The sequence below is a fragment of the Mesorhizobium sp. M2C.T.Ca.TU.002.02.1.1 genome (assembly GCF_003997225.1).
Genome location: NZ_RZTO01001421.1, coordinates 1 through 700 on the forward strand (window position 1 = coordinate 1; position 700 = coordinate 700).

The 700-nt window shown below is 64.9% G+C and carries 1 protein-coding gene and 1 pseudogene; one reads left to right on the forward strand and one right to left on the reverse strand.

Going from position 1 to position 700, the window contains the following annotated elements; genetic code table 11:
- Nucleotides 1-569, forward strand: a 569-nt coding sequence (locus tag EOD07_RS36505; protein WP_206519677.1) for an AEC family transporter, incomplete at its 5' end; no start/stop codon positions are given.
- Here the strand turns inward: EOD07_RS36505 and EOD07_RS38975 are convergent.
- Nucleotides 546-700, reverse strand: a pseudogene (locus tag EOD07_RS38975) (UbiH/UbiF family hydroxylase); the annotation flags it as partial. The gene EOD07_RS36505 and the pseudogene EOD07_RS38975 overlap by 24 nt on opposite strands.

Consider the following 700-nt stretch of genomic DNA (forward strand, 5'->3'; position numbering starts at 1 on the left):
GCTTCGAGAACATCGTGCATTTCACGGTCGCGCCGATGATGATGGCGCTGTCTGGCAAGGAGAAGGCGCCACCGCTCCAGCTGGCGCTCGGCGTCCTGAAGAAGATCGCGCTGCACCCCTTCATCATTGCGACGGCGCTTGGCGTCGGCGCCGCTTATGTGGAGTTCCGCCCGCCGCTGCCTGTCGATCGTTTCCTCGACTACCTCGCCCGCGCGGCGGCACCTTGCGCCTTGTTCGCCATGGGCGTGACGCTGGCGCTGAGGCCGCTCAACCGCGTTCCGCACGAACTGGCATTGATCGCCGGATTGAAGCTGATCGTTCATCCGCTGCTTTGCTATGTCGTGCTAAGCTGGATCGGCAATTTCTCGCCGACCTGGGTCTTTTCCGCCATGCTGCTGGCGGCGCTGCCGACGGCGACCAATGTCTTCGTGATCGCACAGCAATATGACGTGTGGGTGCAGCGAGCCTCGGCCAGCGTGCTGATCACGACATGCTTTTCGGTGGTGACGGTGACCGCGCTGCTCTATGCGATACGGCACGGAATCCTACCGGCCGACCTCTTTCCTTAGGCCGCCGGCAATGGCGCGAAAGCCGCTGCCCGGCCGCAGCCCCTCGCGCATGAAGAAAGCGCGCAGCGGGGCGAAGCTGCCCAGCGCATTGAGGCCGGCGCTGCGCGCCAGCTGCGCCGGCAGCATATCGG